At 64.2% G+C, this 15599-nt stretch carries 10 protein-coding genes and 4 pseudogenes; 10 read left to right on the top strand and 4 right to left on the bottom strand.

The window, feature by feature from the left end; all coding sequences use genetic code 11:
- The first annotated feature begins 165 nt into the window (after positions 1-165).
- Together ACD578_RS26305 and ACD578_RS26310 are read left to right on the top strand one after the other, a co-directional pair.
- A complete protein-coding gene (locus tag ACD578_RS26305) occupies positions 166-1812 on the top strand; it encodes a recombinase family protein (protein WP_404295604.1) in 1647 nt (548 codons plus the stop codon).
- 478 nt (positions 1813-2290) lie between these two features.
- Positions 2291-3325: an IS630 family transposase gene (locus tag ACD578_RS26310; protein ID WP_404292134.1), complete on the top strand. Its 1035-nt coding sequence runs from the start codon at positions 2291-2293 to the stop codon at positions 3323-3325.
- A 171-nt stretch (positions 3326-3496) separates the two neighbouring features.
- Here the strand turns inward: ACD578_RS26310 and ACD578_RS26315 are convergent, their stop codons facing one another.
- The gene (locus ACD578_RS26315; protein ID WP_404294817.1) at positions 3497-4471 is read right to left on the bottom strand and encodes a D-alanine--D-alanine ligase; all 975 of its coding nucleotides are present in this window, start codon (positions 4469-4471) and stop codon (positions 3497-3499) included.
- 766 nt (positions 4472-5237) lie between these two features.
- On the opposite strand from ACD578_RS26315, the pseudogene ACD578_RS26320 reads away from it, so the two are divergent.
- Positions 5238-5591, top strand: a pseudogene (locus ACD578_RS26320) (transposase); the annotation flags it as partial.
- Positions 5592-5897: 306 nt separating this feature from the next.
- Here the strand turns inward: ACD578_RS26320 and istA are convergent.
- Positions 5898-7436, bottom strand: a pseudogene (istA, locus tag ACD578_RS26325) (IS21 family transposase).
- A 176-nt stretch (positions 7437-7612) separates the two neighbouring features.
- Here istA and ACD578_RS26330 point away from each other — a divergent pair.
- From ACD578_RS26330 to ACD578_RS26340, 3 genes and pseudogenes are all read left to right on the top strand, one after another.
- Positions 7613-8065: a group II intron maturase-specific domain-containing protein gene (locus ACD578_RS26330; RefSeq protein ID WP_404294819.1), complete on the top strand. Its 453-nt coding sequence runs from the start codon at positions 7613-7615 to the stop codon at positions 8063-8065.
- An 82-nt stretch (positions 8066-8147) separates the two neighbouring features.
- Complete coding sequence (locus ACD578_RS26335; RefSeq protein WP_404295606.1) at positions 8148-8345, top strand: HNH endonuclease; 198 nt, start codon at positions 8148-8150, stop codon at positions 8343-8345.
- A 525-nt stretch (positions 8346-8870) separates the two neighbouring features.
- A pseudogene (locus tag ACD578_RS26340) lies at positions 8871-9173 on the top strand (maturase); the annotation flags it as partial.
- A gap of 123 nt (positions 9174-9296) precedes the next feature.
- Here ACD578_RS26340 and ACD578_RS26345 read toward each other — a convergent pair.
- A pseudogene (locus ACD578_RS26345) lies at positions 9297-9449 on the bottom strand (reverse transcriptase N-terminal domain-containing protein); the annotation flags it as partial.
- Between the two features lie 800 nt (positions 9450-10249).
- On the opposite strand from ACD578_RS26345, the gene ACD578_RS26350 reads away from it, so the two are divergent.
- Entirely contained in the window at positions 10250-10552 is a 303-nt protein-coding gene (locus ACD578_RS26350) for a helix-turn-helix domain-containing protein (RefSeq protein WP_404294820.1), read from the top strand.
- A 173-nt stretch (positions 10553-10725) separates the two neighbouring features.
- The gene (locus tag ACD578_RS26355) at positions 10726-12099 is read left to right on the top strand and encodes an IS110 family transposase (RefSeq protein WP_404294694.1); all 1374 of its coding nucleotides are present in this window, start codon (positions 10726-10728) and stop codon (positions 12097-12099) included.
- 7 nt (positions 12100-12106) lie between these two features.
- Here ACD578_RS26355 and ACD578_RS26360 read toward each other — a convergent pair whose 3' ends face one another.
- The gene (locus ACD578_RS26360; protein WP_404294568.1) at positions 12107-13786 is read right to left on the bottom strand and encodes an IS1182 family transposase; all 1680 of its coding nucleotides are present in this window, start codon (positions 13784-13786) and stop codon (positions 12107-12109) included.
- Between the two features lie 241 nt (positions 13787-14027).
- On the opposite strand from ACD578_RS26360, the gene ACD578_RS26365 reads away from it, so the two are divergent.
- Positions 14028-14210 carry a winged helix-turn-helix domain-containing protein gene (locus ACD578_RS26365; protein WP_404294822.1) on the top strand — a complete coding sequence of 61 codons (183 nt, stop codon included), beginning with the start codon at positions 14028-14030 and terminating at the stop codon, positions 14208-14210.
- A gap of 38 nt (positions 14211-14248) precedes the next feature.
- A complete protein-coding gene (locus ACD578_RS26370; protein WP_404294824.1) occupies positions 14249-15388 on the top strand; it encodes an IS110 family transposase in 1140 nt (379 codons plus the stop codon).
- The last annotated feature ends 211 nt before the right edge of the window (positions 15389-15599 follow it).

Raw genomic sequence — 15599 nt, forward strand, 5'->3', positions numbered from 1 at the left:
CCTCGCGGCCGGCCCAGGGGTGAAGCCAATACAGAACTTCACGTCGAGTGGTCCTGTGGGTGTTCTCAAACCTCGTTGTACAATCGCCAGCGCATCCACTCGGCCCTCGGGTATCTCACACCTGAACAGGCCGAAAGGAACGCAAGCTAACCCGGCGTCCACGCAATCGGGGGAAGATCAGCCCGGGTCTCCTCCGACCAGCAGGCTGAGCATCACACCATCGACAGCCAGTTGGCGGAGCTGACCGCACGGGCACAACAGGATGGCCATTGTATCCGAGACGATCTGCGGTTCATCGACAACGGCCACAGCAGTGCCAGCCTGATCCGTCCCGCCCTGGAGCGGTTGCGCGATCTCGTGGCGCTGTCGGCAATTGATCTCGTCTACGTCCATGCCCCGGATCGTCTCGCCCGCAGCTATGCGCATCAGGTTCTGTTGCTCGAGGAGTTCTCCCAAGCCGGCACGCAGGTGGTCTTCCTCAATCGCCCGATCGGAACCACGCCCGAGGACAGTTTGCTGCTGCAACTGCAGGTCATGTTCACCGAGTACGAGAGAGCCAAAGTGCTGGAGCGCAGCCGGCGCGGCAAGCGCCATCGCGCCCAAGCCGGGGCCGTCAGTGTCCTGTCCCGGGCGCCCTTCGGCTACCGCTACATCACGCGCGAGGCTGGCGGGGGAGACGCCCGCTACGAGATTGACGAGGAGGCCGCCCGGATTGTGCGCCAGATCTTCACCTGGGTCGGGCACGAGCGCTTGACGCTGGCGGGGGTCTGCCGGCACCTGCACGACAGCGGACTTCCGAGTCCGACTGGGCGGCGTCACTGGAGCCGGGCGATGATCCATAGCATGCTGCTCAACCCTGCCTATGCGGGACAGGCGCTTTATGGTCGCCGCCAGAGCGTGCCATGGCGGCCGCCGCTGCATCCGCCGCGCGGCCACGATGGCCTGCCGCGGCGGTCCTGGCGGCAAGTGCTCGCCCCGCCTGAGCGGCACATCCGCATTGCGGTTCCGGCTCTGATTGACGAAGACCTGTTTGTGAGTGTCGCCGAGCAGTTGGAGGAGAACCGCAGACGCAGTCGCGAGCGGCTTGCGGGCGTCCAGTATCTGCTGCGCGGTCTGCTCGTCTGCCAGAAGTGCGGCTATGGGTTTACCGGGTATCACCCCTGCGGACCACGGCGGTATTATCGCTATTGCGGCACGGACCGCAGCCGCTTTCACGGTGCGTTCCGGTGTGATGCCCGGCTGGTCGCCACGGAGTTGCTCGATGAGGCGGTGTGGAACGAAGTCTGCCGGCTGCTCGACGACCCGACGCGGGTGATCGCCGAGTATCAGCGGCGCTTGGACGCCGTGCAGGCCACGCCGCATCGGCTCGAACTTGATACTGTTGAACGTCAACGGGCCAAGGCCCGCCGCGCGATCGAGCGGCTGATCGACAGCTACACGGAGGGCCTGATCGAGAAGCCTGAATTCGAGCCGCGCCTGGCCGCGTTGCGCCGCCGGACAGCCCGGCTGGAAGCTGAAGCCAAGGCTCACCAGGAAGCCGATGAGCAAATCCGGTCGCTGCACCTCGTCATAGGTAAGCTGGACCTATTTGCCGCGCTGGTGCGCGAGCGGCTCGGGGCTACGGATTGGGCGACGAAGCGCGACATCATCTGTACCCTCGTCAAGCGCATCGAGGTCGCCAAAGATGTGGTTCGGGTGATCTTCCGGGTTGATCCCGGCGTCTCAGATCCACCTGAGACAGGGCGAACTTTGCACCATTGTCCAACACGTCGTCATCATGCACACGATGCTGAAAACCGGCGAGTTCTTTGATCGGTCCGCCAGCACGAGCGCATGAGAGCGCACCGCAGCCTGGGTGACCGGCTATGATCGGAAGCTGAGCCACTGCCAGATTGCGCTCGCTCGCCGGACGCGCCGAGACGTCCCTGCCGGGACGTAGGTCAGGTCATTCCGTTGATGGGACTGCAGGTGCGCGTCATCGACCCGCAGACTGCGTCGAATACATTGGAAGGCCCCACCTGCGAAGACCATCATGCGGCGAACTGGTGTCGACCGCGAAGACAACCGTGCTCCCGGCAAGCGACCATCACTGGCGCCAAGAAGAACAGGCAACGCGATCACAATATCACCCCTCTGTTCGCAATCCGTCGAACAATCGGTAATGGCATCGTCCATGCAATTCGATAAAGGACTTGATCAAGAGGCTGCGATTAGACAACCCCATCTAAACACTTATTGATCCGGCTTGGGTGCTCTTGAAATCTGCGGCTGGGTGATCCAGTTTGACGGGATGAAACATGTTGACATGCGCAAGCTGCCCGCAGCCGCGCAAGAGGAGCGCCGCCGGCAGGTGATCGGCCTGCGCGAGAGCGGTCTGACGTATGATGCCATCGCCGCCCAGGTGGGCCTGACCCGCACCGGCGTGTTCGATATCTGCCGCCGCTTCGCCGAGCAGGGTCTGGCCGGACTGGCCAGCGGGCCGCGCGGCCCGGCGCCCGGCACGGGACGGTTTCTCGAGGCCGAGCAGGAAGCGCAGGTCCGCGCTCTGATCCGCCGGCACACGCCCGACGACCTCGGCCTGCCCTTCGCCCTATGGAGCCGGGCGGCGGTGCGGATGCTGATCGAGCGCCACTGTGGGGTCCGGCTGGCGGTGCGCACGATGAGCACCTACCTGGCGCGCTGGGGCTTCACGGCCCAGAAGCCGCTCCGACGGGCCTACGAGCAGTCGCCGAAGGCGGTGCGGCACTGGCTGCGGCAGGACTATCCGGCCATCGTGGCGCAAGCCAGAAGAGAGAAGGGCTCGATCTTCTGGGGGGACGAGACCGGCCTGCGCTCCGATGATGTGCGCGGCCGCAGCTTCGCCCCGCGGGGCCGCACCCCTGTCGTCCGCCCCAACCACAGGCGCGCGGGGCTGGGCCTGATCTCGGCTGTGACCAACAAGGGCGAGCTGCGCTGGATGGTGCTCAATGGTGCCGTCACGGCCCCGAGCCTGATCCGCTTTCTCGGCCGGCTGATCGAGGATGCCAACGGCAAGGTGTTTCTGATCTGGGACAACCTGCCGGTCCATCGGGCCCGGGCGGTGCAGGACTGGTTGGCTGAGCGCCCAGAGCAGATCGAGGTCTTTCACTTGCCTCCCTACAGCCCAGAACTCAACCCGGACGAGGGCCTGAACGCCGACCTGAAGCACGCCGTGACGCGCAAGCCGCCGGCCCGCAGCAAGCCCGAACTTAAGCGCGCCATCATCAGCCACATGCGCCGGCTCGCCAAGTTGCCCGACCGGATCCGCAGCTACTTCAGGCATCCATCTTTCCGTTATGCCGCGTAATTCAAGATCACCCAAGCCGGATCAATAATGTGAGTGTCCGCGCCAAGGCCAAAGAACGACGAAACTTGCCTTCGCCGCGATGCGGCTGAAGCGGACCCGCGTTTAGGTCCTCTTCGGTACTTAGCTGGCGAGCGCTGCTGGAGTGTGCCGGATATCTCCTGAACCTTGGTCTCATTTTAGCTGCCCAGGAATTTGCGCAGCAGTGCTCAGTGTGAGGAGATCTTCGAATGAGAACCGTGATTGGAAGGAGAGTGCCGCATCGCTTTCAGGGTCCAGTGCTGGGATGGTGTTAGCCTCGAGATAGACGGGGGCGCCGTCGTTATAGATAAAGTCGAAGCGTACAAGCCCTTTGTAGTTCATTTGCCTATAAAGCCTGAGGGCATCATCGCGGATACGTTCTGCCGCCGGTCCATGGAGTATCTTGGATGAGGCACGCTCATCGACCAATTTCTGTTTCAGCCGGTCATCGTAGAAGCGCCAGCCGTCTGGAAGGTCGAATAGTACGGCATCGCCGATGACAAGCTCTGTGCCAACTTGAAAGATACCGATGGTACCGAATGGCCCTTCAATGAATTCTTCAAGGCGCCATCTGGAGCGGTCAGTAGGTTCGATTCGGGTAATTGCCTCCACGGCTGCAGCCTGGCCATCCAGCATCTTGATTCCAAGACTGTCCCCCTCGTCAATCGGTTTGAGGACCAGTACCCGCGATTGCTGGAGTTCGCGCGGCCAGGAGCGCGGATCTCCAAGGGCTGTTACTAAGCAGCCGTGTGGGACTGGATAGCCCCAATCCCGAAGCAAGGAGACAAAGATCTCTTTGTTCATTCCGATTGCGGAGGGCAGGGTTGATGGCCCGGAGTAGGGAACGCGCAGGATGTCAAGGAACCCCTGCATCGTACCGTCTTCGCCTCCTGCGCCATTGACAACATCTAGCACGAAGTCGCATTGGCGGACGGCGCGGAGCATGTGGTCTACATCGTTCGGGTCCACAACTTCAACTGAACGGCAAAGCTTTTGCAGGTATGGCAATAGTGCATCTCTAGTTTCAAGTGAGCACCTGCGCTCAGTTGATGAGCCTCCAGCAAGAAGAACTAAATGCGTCTTGGATAGAACCTCTCGTGCGGCCGAGAGCAGTGTGGTGTCATGCATATTGTCCTCCTCCTTGAATGCGAACTCGTACTGAGTATCCGTCTGCGCGGCATTGTCGACTTAACGGGTCGACGTGCCTTGTTGATCATCTCGGCCGGGAGCCCCGGCGCTGTCCTTACAATGGCTCAGGGCTGGCCGGGAGGGCCTGAAAGAGCGCTTCTCGGCTTAAAGTGATGGTGCTGTCCTGACATGTTGCTCTCCTTCCTTCGGTCCATCGATCGCGATGTCACCCACGACATGAATATCGGTCGGCAGCTCCTGCCGCCCCGCGACGAGAGAGTTTCAATACTCGTGCCAATTTGGCGGATCGAACCGAAGAACGAACTTTGCGATTGCTATTCAGCTACTTAGCCTGAGGCGCAACAAGTGACGGGCTCAACAAACCGGTGTCTCGGACCCGACAAAGGCGACAGAATAGTGTCGGATGGGGTTACTGGACTTGCTTCGAAAAAGATTCTGCTGGCGAATTGGTTGGAGCCCTTGAGGCGTGATCGGAATTCTGGATTCGGGGGAGGCACCGCAATCCCGGAGGTCTTTCATGTCGCTCCGTCCGGCCCCATGCCATGATGTTCCGGCCTCAGCTGCAGCCGTCGCTGCCGGATTCAAGCGGTCGTCGCAACACGGTTCTGTTGCCCTCCCGCAGCCATTCGGGTGCCGTCGTAGGAGTGGTAGGAATTGAGGGTTGGCGTAGTCTCCGGGGTGATCAACCTCGAATCATCCGACGTTAGAGCGCCGGACTGGAGACCACGCCATGGCAAGCCGTACCATGAATGCCGAAGCCGATCATCCTGGGGATGAGGCGACGAGCTATCTTTTCGACAACTGGTTTGATCCGATCGAAGCAGGCCTGCGCGAGCGGGTGCGCGGCTTCATCGAAACGATGCTCGAGACAGAGTTGGAGGCGGTGCTGGCCCGTCCGCGTTATGGCCGGCCGCCGGCGGATGAAGGTGCCGGAATTGCCGGCCATCGCCACGGCCGTCGGACACGGACGCTAACGGGCACCTTCGGCGCGACCGAGATTGCGGTGCCGCGGGCACGCCTTGAGGCTGGCGACGGTAAGACGGCGGAGTGGAAGAGCAAGGCCCTGCGCGCCTACCAGCGGCGCACGATGGCGGCCGACGCGCTGATCACTGCGGCAATGCTATTCTGGGCCCTGATGGCGTCCGGCCAAATCTCGATGCGCAAAATCGATGGCTGGCAGACGTTGTCTATGAAGCCCCTCGATCAGCAGATTGACCTCGCCGCTTGAACCGATAAGCTCAACCTACCGGAGGCTGCTCCGCCGAATTCCAACACCATCAGCTACGGCACCATTGCCGCCGCGTCGGGGTTGTTCTGCAACTCGATCAGCGTGTCGGCCATGGTGGTCAGGCCAAGGGCCCGCAGGCGCTCGACGGTAGGATGAAGCAGCATGAGGATCTCCTGATCAGTGGTAGTAGCCGGGGCCACGGATGTTGGCGTGGACGAGAACCGGCGCGTCCTGCGCCGGCTGAGAGGCCTTGTGCGTCCCGCTCTTCAGGATGGCGGCGACGGAGGTGTAGGACCGGGTGTTGATCGCCAGAGCCTGAGCGCAGGCCGCATCGACCCGCTCCGCCCCATAGCGCTTGACCAGCCCGAGAATGCCGATCGCCGACCGGAAGCCCTGCTCGGGATGCGGCCGGGAGCGCAAGATGACGTCGATCAAGGTGGCCGCGTCGGCTCCGACCTTGCCCGCCTCGCGGCGGATGCGCTCATGCGTCCAGTCGCGGTAGCGCCGATGCGAACTCGGCATGTGCTCGGCCACGGTGGTCGGCCGATGCGGGCGGTGGGAGCGCATATGCGAGGCCACGCGCTTGCCGCGCCAGAAGACTTCGACGCTGGTCGCCGTGATCCGCGCCTCGACCTCCTGCCGAACGAGGCTGTGCGGCACGCTGTAGTAATGCTTGGCGATCTCGATGTGATCATCGAGACCGACGCGGCAGCGCTTCCATTCCGCATACTCGTAAGGTTCGGCCGGCAACGGCAGGAGGGCCGGACGGTCGAGCGTCTCGAACAGCTCGCGCCGGCTGCGGCCCCAACCGCGCAAGGGCCGCTCATTCAGGTCGCGCAGCAGATCCTGGATGGCGTCGTTGAGGGCCGGCAACGAGAAGAAGCGGCGGTTGCGCAGGCGGGCCAGGATCCAGCGCCCGACCACCTGAACACCGACCTCGACCTTCGCCTTGTCGCGCGGCTTGTAGGGCCGGGCCGGCACGATGGCGGTGCCGTAGTGGCGTGCCGCGTCGGCATAGGTGCGATTGACCATCGGCTCGTGGAAGCAAGCCTTGGTGATCCCGGCCTTGAGATTGTCGCTGACCGTCTGGCGGGTGGCGCCGCCCAGGAAGGCGAAGGTGCGCACGTGCGAACCGATCCAGTCCGGCAGGCTCTGGGTGAAGCTGGCCTCGGCATAGGTGTAGTTGGAGGCCCCGAGCACCGCGACGAAGATCTGGACCGGGCGGACCTCGCCGGTGAGCCCGTCGATCACCTCCATGGTGTGGCCGGACTAGTCGACGAAGAGCCTCTCGCCGGCGACATGGACCTGGCGCAGGGTGGGCTTGAGCCGGCTTGCCCATTCCTTGGAGCGCTCGCAGAACCAGGAATAGCTGAAGGCCTCGGGCGTGCTGTCGCAGTATTCCTCCCACAGGAGCATGAGCGTCACGCCCGGCCGGCGCAGTTCGCGATGGACCAGCGCCCAATCGGGCTGACTGCGCTGCTCGGCGGGGAGATCGGAGGGCGGCGGATAGAGCCGGTTCTCCAACAGGACATCGTCGTCGAGTTCGGGCGGCAGCGGCCAGGTCAGGCCGGCCCGCCGGACGCGGTTGATGTATTTGCTCACGGTGCCCTGGGCCAGGCCCAGGCTGGTGGCGGTGGCACGCTGGGAGAGCCTGACACTGTGGTGCAGGCGTAAGACTTCACGGATGTGGCGCATCGACAGTCTCTCGGTCGGCATCTTGGTCCTCGGCCAGGGAGCAAAAGCCAAGATTACCGTGGGTTGCGGACTGCCAGCGGGAAGCACCTCTTCACGGCTCCACGAACCGATCACGATCGCTGGAATGAGCGATCACGATCCTCTGGAAACCATGATCACGATGCCCTGGAACGGATGATCACGATCCTCTGGAATCCGTGATCACAATCGCCTGGAACGCGCACCTTGGGTTCACAATCCGGAAGGTCCGCAATGGGAAGCTGCTGATCATGCCCGAGAAGGCCAAGGTCCGCGCACACCTGCGCGCGATCAAAGCGTATCTCGACGCCCATCGACAGGTTCCCGCCGGAGCGGTGGTGCGGGCTCTGACTCCGATGATCCGGGGTTGGACGCTGTACTACCGCCACGCCTGTTCCGCCACCACCTTTGCCTATCTCGATCATCGGGTCTGGCAGATGCTGTGGGCGTGGGCCAGGCGGCGGCACCCGCAGAAGAGCAGACGATGGGTCAAGGCGCGCTACTTCAGGCCGACCCGGACGCGGGTGTGGAACTTCGCTGACGCGGCCATCCCAGGGACGGCGATGCTGCCCTGTACAGCGACACCAAGATTGTCCGCCACATCAAGGTCAAGGGGCGCGCCAGCCCCTTGATCCTGACGCCCAACCCTACTGGGACGAGCGGCGGCGGACACGACTGGCGGCGTGCTGCATCTCCAGACGGCGGCAGGCGCTCCTGCGGGCCCAGGGCTATGCTTGTGCCGCATGTGGTGTCCCTTTCGATCCGGATGAGAACATCAACATGATGGACGTGCATCATGCCCAGCCTCGCCACACAGGTGGCGGGGACGAGACGGGGAACCTGCGCCTCCTGCATCGATGGTGCCACCGTCAACACCATCAGCAGGTCGGGTATCGGGCGGCTGAGGCTTGAGCCGGATGACGAGCAATCGTGCGCCGTGAAAACGGCGAGTCGAATCCTCATCCAAGATGAGAGGAGCCGGGAGAAATGCTTCTGGGTCAACCACCTTACCGGATGGCGAAAGCCTCAAGGGACAAGAGCATGGTGGTAAAGCGGGGGCTGGGCGAACATGCCAGACCCAACGCCCCGCAAGGCCTGCGCGATAAGGTTAAGGCTGGATTGCTTGAACCCTAGTCTCCAGCGATGGAACGTCACATCCCGCGCCACGGCATGTCAGGGCGCGGTCGGCAGGATAGGACGGTTTACGTTTCGCCGCCCGAAACTCCCCCTGCCGAACGACGGCCAATGAGGCTGTTCAAGGGGACGAACGGGGGACCTACGTCGCGCTAACACGTTCGACTCGCACGGACACGGGATCGCCTACCGGCCGCGAGGCCCATGGCGACGGAGCGGTCGTAGTAGTTCGAGGACGGGAAAGCCGTCCACATGGCGAAGGACCGCAGGTGCCTTGATGGTCAAAGCTATGAGGTAGCCGAAATGGCAAGCGCCGAAACAGTCATGGCCGTCTACTCTGATCGTGGCAAGCGAGGCCTGCCACTCGAAGGTGTCTACCGGCAACTCTACAGCCGGGACCTCTACCTACGCGCCTATGGGCGCATCCACCGCAACGACGGAGCGATGACCCCTGGCGTCACGGCTGAGACCGTCGACGCCATGTCACTGGAGAAGATCGACGGCATCATCGGCACACTGCGCCGAGAAGCCTACCGATGGCCCCCAGCGAGACGGACGTATATCCCCAAGAAAGATGGGAAGAAGCGCCCGCTCGGTCTTCCGACTCCGGCCATCCGCTTTCGGGATATACACCCGACGAACTGGCTGGGGACGGTAGTTCTTGAGGCTCAGATCATTGATCAGCCTCATCCGGCTTTCAGGCGTCTTGCACTCCACGCCGTCAATGCCGGGTGTGTTGCGGCCTGCGTTCTGCTGGGTGACCCTGCGGACCGCAAGTCGTTTCGCAGATGTTGAGCGAACCAGGAGTTTTTGCAGGTTATTGGCCTGCCGCCCATTCCCGGCCGCCGCGGCAATGTAGATTCGTCCTTGAAGGCGCTTCACGACGGCTTCCGTTGCAGTCCAACTGATCTCGGACCACGCCGATCTCGGCCGTCGTTCACCGGTCTATTCGGTTTGTACCATCCAACGTCTCCGGCAATCCCAAGCGTCTCAAGAGGGTTCGACCGTTGAGACCATGGCGGAAGTCTGCGCCCTTTCGGGCTGGGTTATGTCCTCCTTGCCGAGGCCCTGTCCATCCCATTACAAGATGGCCTTCGCTTTCTCCGCCGTTCCTCTACCCCCTTCACCGTCTCTTCCCTTGCGGTCAGAATACCGTCGCTTTGCGGCAGACGGGGTGAATGGGGCGTACCCTGTTGTCTGATGTGAAGAAACGGATGGGGCGGCTGCGCCGTATAGTCCGACAGGTCTTCGTGCCACCGTCGTCGGGGCTGGCAACCGACGATCCGACCTGCGTGCCATTTTGGCGCCGACCTGTCAGCACCTTAGGCCGGTTGCCGATGCCGGACCTTAACAACGAGCGTTCACTTGCGTTCAGCCTCCCATCCTCTGCTGGGCCGCCTCCGGATCGGTGCTCCCAGATTATGGCCGTTGTTCCCAGAGCTTCATACGTTGGATTGCTCCTTCGCATGTCTGGGTAGCAGCACTTGCGTGGACAAGGGTCCTTCATAGGATACTCCATCACCAGACCTTGCGGGTTATCAGGAAGGTGTGTTTCCCAATAACCCTCAGGTCACACGCCAGCGATCGGCAACATGCAGTGCGGTAGGAGCCCCCTGGCGCACACCCTAAGTAGGTCGCCGAAAGTCTTGCAACGCGAGGGCTGCGGGTGTTTCCTGGGGAGCATGCAACGACATGATCACTCTCCCGGGACAGGGCTCGACGAGGCGGATCGCAAGCGGCTGGCCGCAGCGCTTGCTGGCGCCCGTGAGGCTCGTGTGTATCGCCGCCTCGAAGCGCTGCTGCTGGTGGCCGAGGGGCATTCTATGGCGGAGGCGGCCCGCCGCTGCCGCGTCAACCGCTCCAGCGTCCACCGATGGTTGATGCAGTACAAGGCTGAGCATGGACTTGCATCGAAAAAGATACTGCTGGCGAACGGGCGCGGATTTTCAATCCGCCTGTGGCGGGAGAAACAGGGCGCCCTATGATCGACCGTGGAGGGGAGCGGCCGATGTGAATGTGGTGGTCCCAACCCCGATGGCGAACATGGTCCACGGGCTGCTGCGCACTTGAGAGTGGTGACGCCCAGGCGATCCCGGTTAGGAATGTGATGATCTCGCACAGCCCCGCCCTCCGTTGATGTCTCGAGGAGGAGCCTGCCATGACGCGCAAGTCGCCATCCCGCCTGCAGCGGGATCTCGCCCCGGTCCACCCCCATGCGGCCGCCGTTGATATCGGCGCCCGGATGCATGTGGCGGCCGTCTTGCTCCGCTGTGATCCCGAGCCGGTGCGCACCTTCGGCACCTTCACGGGCGACCTGCAGCGCCTCGCCGACTGGTTTGAGCAATGCAGGGTCGCCACGGTGGCCCTGGAGTCGACCGGGGTCTCCTGGATCCCGCTCTACGAGATCCTCACCCAGCGCGGCTTTGCCGTGGTGGTGGTCAATGCCCGCGAGGTCAAGCAGGTGCCGGGCCGCAAGACGGACGTGTGCGACGCCCAGTGGCTGCAGCGTCTGCATGAGTACGGGCTTCTGCGGGCCAGCTTCCACCCGCAAGGCGAGATCGCCACGCTGCGCTCTTATCTGCGCCAGCGCGAGCGCCTCCTGGAAGCCGCCGCCGCCCACATCCAGCCCATGCAGAAGGCGCTGATCCAGATGAACCTGCAGCTCCAGCACGTGGTGGCTGACATCACTGGCCAGACGGGGCTGCGCATCATCCGGGCCCTTGTCGCCGGCGAGCGCGATCCGGACCGCCTGGCCGCCTTGCGCGACGGGCGCTGCAAGACCCCGCTTGCGACTCTGCGCGCCGCGCTGGTCGGCAACGATCGGGAGGAGCACGTCTTCGCCCTGGCCCAGGCGCTGGAGCTGTATGAGGTCTACCAGACCAAGGTGGCCGCCTGCGACGAGCGCATTGCGGCCGTACTGGAGCGCCTGCAAGCCCAGAACCCGCCTCCGGCGGCGGCGCTGCCGCTGCCCCGTCGCGCGCAGCCGCAGGCCAATGAGCCGGCCGTACCGGTGCGCGCGGCCCTGCATGCGATCCTCGGGGTCGACCTGACCCAGATCGATGGGATTGGACCCGACCTGGCGCTCAAGCTGGTCAGCGAGTGCGGCACGGATCTCGCGGCCTGGCCGAGCGCCCAGCACTTCACCTCCTGGCTCGGCCTCGCGCCGCACAACAAGATCTCCGGGGGCAAGGTGCTGTCGAGCCGCACGCGCCGCTCCGGCAGCCGGGTCGCGGCGCTGTTGCGGCTGGCCGCGGGCGCGGTCGGGCGCACCCAGACGGCGCTGGGCGCCTTCTACCGGCGGCTCGCCGCGCGGGTGGGCAAGGCCAAGGCGATCACCGCGACGGCGCGCAAGATCGCGGTGCTGGTCTACAACACGCTGAGCCACGGCATGACCTATGCCGATCCCGGGGCGTCCTACTACGAGGAACGCTACCGGCAGCGGGTGCTGAGCAATCTCCGCCGCCGCGCCAAGTCACTCGGCTATGTCCTGGAAAAGGCAGAGCCCGCCTCAACCGCAGTAGTTGTTTCTTAGGAATTCATCATGCTGGGATGGGAGCCATCATGAGCTTGGTAAAGGCGGATTGCCGCGTTCGTGCGAGCGGCGTGCCCGCAAACCAAGCCCCGAGTCGGATGAGGTTCATGGCGGCTGCCGTCAGCACGTGTTGAAGGTGCGTTTTGGCGAGACCGATATAGCGCGAGCGCCGCAGATGCATGACCCGGACGCCTGCCGAAATCGTTCCCTCGATGCCAGCGCGCCGTCGATACTCTTTTGAGAAGGCAAGCTGCCCCTCGCGCTGGCGAGCCGCCTCCAGCGTCTCGTGTTCCTCGCGTGGTCGTAGCGTGAGCAGTCGCCGCCCGCTTCGGGTACACTGTGTCTTCAGGGGACAAGGTCGACAATCTGTTGTCGAGAAACGAACCTTGAAGGCGGTCCGTCCCTGATGGTCGTCGGGACTCCAGCTCTTGCTCTGATGCCCGGCCGGGCAGGTCGCCACTTCCCGCTCCCAATCGAGGCGGAAGTCCTGCACCGTGAAGCCCTCGCCTGAACGGGCCTGCCACTGGTAGTCCTTGGGAGCCGGGCCTAACAGCGCGACACCCTTCCTCCGGCTGGCGACAAGCTGGTCGGCCGCAACATAACCGGCATCGGCCAGATGAGTACCGGGCAGCAGGCCCTTGGCTTCGAGCGCTGCATGGATGTCTTCGAGCGCGTCGCGATCAACGACAGGTGCCGGCGTAGTCTCCACATGCGTGATCAGGTGTGGTCCGCCCTCATCGCACGTCTCGGTCAGATGCACCTTGTAGCCGATCCAGATCGTGGACTGCTTCCTGGCGTAGTGCACCTCCGGATCGTAGGGCGAGGCGAGCATCAACAGCGAGGGTGGAAATCCCTCCTGTTCGGTCCGCCATCGCACCAGGGGAGTGGCCTTAGATCCGGCGGCCGGGACATCGCCAATGATGGAGAAATTCTGGAGCCAGGCCTGCCGCAGCAACTCAACGGCCGGGATCTGACGCAGCCATATCGGAGCGCCAGGAGCCATGATGGCCGCAAGCAACTGATGACCATCGCGGCCGATCTGCTCGGCATGAGCACGCCGCTTCGTCTCGCCTTGCGGCACGTCATGATCGCCAGCCCGCCGGTCATATCGCTCCAGCCAAGCAGGATCCGCCTCAGCGCGCAGCCACTCGGGGGCCGCTATCGCCAAGGCATTCAGGGCCGCGCGCAGGGTTTCGGTCACGCATTCGAGACGGTTCAGGGAACGGACGGTTCCGAGCACATGGGTCGAGTCGGTGCGCTGCCGGCCCCGGGCACTGAGCAGCTTCAGGTCACGGCACAGCGCCAACAGCGTGTCGAGCAGATGCTCCTCCGCGCCGCCGGCCACGAGACGGCCGCGGAACTCGCTCAGAACCGAAGCGTCGAAGCCAGGGTCGGTCAGCTCCAGGCCGAGCAGATACTTCCAGTCGATGCGACCGCGGACCGCATCGGCCGCGCGCCGGTCGGGCAGGTTCTCGGCGAACTGGAGCAGGGTCACCAGCGCCAGCCGCCACGGGCATTCCGCCGGTTGCCCGCAAGGGGCGAAGAGGGGTGCGAACTGGGCGTCGGTAAAAATCGTCCCGAGGTGGTCACGCAAGCGCAGATAGGGATTGCCACGGGGAAAGGCCGCACGGGCAACGGTTGCGGTTGACGCTGGGACATTCCCACTCAAAGTCGGGCGGAGCGACATGAGAACCCTCCAGGTCTGAACCCAAGCCCCCTACAGCCTGAACGCCGAGCCTGCCTCAATCGCTCCACCCCGTTCGCCAGCAGTATCTTAAGCGAAGCAAGACCAGCATGAGGCCACGGCCCTGATCGACCGGCCGCGCAGCGGGCGTCCACGCCTTCACCACACCCTCACGCCGCGGCGGCTGGCGGCGGCCCTGGCCCGCGACCCACGCCGCTGCGGCTACCAGGCCACGAGCTGGACGGTGCCGCTGCTGGCGCACGACCTGGCCGCGAAGGGCCTCGCCGTCAGCCCCCAGACGCTGCGGCGGCGGCTGCACGAGGCCGGCTATCGCTGGAAGCGGCCGCGCTATGTCTATGTCGAGCGCGCAGCTCATCTGCCGCAGAAAAAAGATCCTATGAGGCGACGGACAGCGGAACTCGGGTAGGGTTTCGGGGTCCGACATCCGAACCCTGGAGACGCCTCATGGACCTCTCAACCGTTGCTCTGCCGCCCGTCAGCGAGAAGCCTGCCACACTTTTTGTGGCCCTGGAATTGAGCAAGGCGACTTGGCTTGTCGCGCTCCACTCGCCAGCGGCCGACAAGGTCAGCCTGCATCGCCTGGCTGGGGGCGACACGCAGGAGTTGCTCACGCTGATCGCCCGCAAGCGCGATCAGGCGCAAACCGCCCTGGCGCGTCCGGTGCACGTGATGTCGTGCTACGAGGCAGGCTATGACGGGTTCTGGCTGCATCGTCTCTTGTGCGCGTCCGGTCTCGACAACCGGGTGCTGGACGCGGCCAGTATCCTGGTCGACCGCCGGTCACGCCAGGCCAAAACAGATCGGCTCGATGCTGCGGCGCTGCTGCGCACCCTGATGGCCCTCGACCGCGGGGAGCCGCGGGTCTGCCGCGTGGTGCGGGTTCCCAGTCCGGAGCACGAGGATGAGCGCCGGCGCAGCCGGGAGCGAGCCCGGCTTGTCAACGAGCGGGGTCAGCATGCGAGCCGGATCAAGGGATTGCTGATGACCCAGGGCATCCGCGACTTTGCGCCCACGCGGCGCAATTGGCGCGAGCGGCTTGCAGAGCTGCGCACGGCTGATGGGCGGGCTCTCGCCGCCTGCCTGACGGCCGAGATCGAGCGGGAGTGCCGCCGCTTGTGGCAGGTGATCGGCATGATTGCAGAGGTTGAGGCCGAACAGGTTCACGCCGCTGAGAAAGCGGCCACCGGGGCCGTCCAGCTAAGCCGGCTGCGCGGCATTGGCCTGACCAGCGCCAGCATCCTGGCCGACGAGGTCTTCTTTCGCAGCTTTCAGAACCGGCGCGAGATCGCCGGCTATCTCGGCCTGGCCTCCAGCCCCTGGAACAGCGGCGCGGTCAGCCGCGATCAAGGCCTTCAGCGATCCGGCAACCCCCGCGCGCGCCGCACCGCGATTGAGCTGGCCTGGCTGTGGCTGCGGCACCAACCCGAGAGCGATCTGGCCCGCTGGTTCCAGGAGCGCGTCGGCGCCGGCAAGGGGCGCATCCGCCGCACAATGATCGTAGCTCTGGCCCGCAAGTTGATGGTCGCCCTGTGGCGGTATGTGACGCAAGGGCTGGTGCCGGAAGGAGCGGTCATCAAGGGCTAGCTCAGAGTTCGACGCGTAGTGACCAGCGTTGCTCGCGACGAAGCAGGATGGATGTGGACCGTATGCCCCCCAGGGCTTTGATGCCGTCAAAAAGATGGGTTCCATCCCTCCTGGCCTCGCAGACTGACCCGTGCATGCGGGATATGGGTGCAGGCTCCTGGTGAGCCGACCGGATATGAGGTGATGTGGACTTTTGCTCCACAGCTGACCG

It is taken from the genome of Microvirga sp. RSM25, from assembly GCF_044784385.1.
Classification (GTDB): Bacteria; Pseudomonadota; Alphaproteobacteria; order Rhizobiales; family Beijerinckiaceae; genus Microvirga; species Microvirga tunisiensis.

What these genes read in the sequence shown, in the direction of transcription:
- ACD578_RS26370 (WP_404294824.1), top strand. Translation starts at nt 14,249, where the DNA reads ATGGACCTCTCAACCGTTGCTCTGCCGCCCGTCAGCGAGAAGCCTGCC.
- ACD578_RS26355 (WP_404294694.1), top strand. Translation starts at nt 10,726, where the DNA reads ATGACGCGCAAGTCGCCATCCCGCCTGCAGCGGGATCTCGCCCCGGTC.
- ACD578_RS26360 (WP_404294568.1), bottom strand. Translation starts at nt 13,786, where the DNA reads ATGTCGCTCCGCCCGACTTTGAGTGGGAATGTCCCAGCGTCAACCGCA.
- ACD578_RS26315 (WP_404294817.1), bottom strand. Translation starts at nt 4,471, where the DNA reads ATGCATGACACCACACTGCTCTCGGCCGCACGAGAGGTTCTATCCAAG.
- ACD578_RS26350 (WP_404294820.1), top strand. Translation starts at nt 10,250, where the DNA reads ATGCAACGACATGATCACTCTCCCGGGACAGGGCTCGACGAGGCGGAT.
- ACD578_RS26310 (WP_404292134.1), top strand. Translation starts at nt 2,291, where the DNA reads ATGAAACATGTTGACATGCGCAAGCTGCCCGCAGCCGCGCAAGAGGAG.